Origin of the sequence: Stenotrophomonas sp. 3diitr2024 (genome assembly GCF_042136455.1) — a bacterium.
GTDB lineage: Bacteria > Pseudomonadota > Gammaproteobacteria > Xanthomonadales > Xanthomonadaceae > Stenotrophomonas > Stenotrophomonas sepilia.
Window position 1 is genome coordinate 1 of record NZ_JBHHMJ010000558.1, and the last position, 269, is coordinate 269.

1 protein-coding gene is annotated in these 269 nt (G+C 68.8%); it reads right to left on the minus strand.

What is annotated here, in order from left to right; genetic code table 11:
- Positions 1-55: 55 nt before the first annotated feature.
- Positions 56-269 (minus strand): hypothetical protein (locus ABGA94_RS14490; protein WP_375367608.1); only part of this gene is annotated, 214 nt, incomplete at its 5' end.

Below are 269 nucleotides of genomic sequence, written 5' to 3' on the forward strand. Positions count from 1 at the left end.
CCTTCGATGGCCGCCTCTGGCAGCCGACCGAAGTGGCCGCGCCGGGTACGGCCGGCTATGAGCAGGTGATGGCCGACAACCAGCGTCGTCGCCTGGCGCTGGACGATGGCAGCGATGCCCGCGATCCGGCCAGCGTGGCCAGCCGGGTGTTGGACAGTTCGATCCACACCTTCTCGTCCTGCAGGCCGACCAGGTCGATCTTGCCGACGTCGGGCACCCGCTGCAGTTCCAGCTGGATGCGGTCGGCGTAGTCGCGCATCACCGCGTAG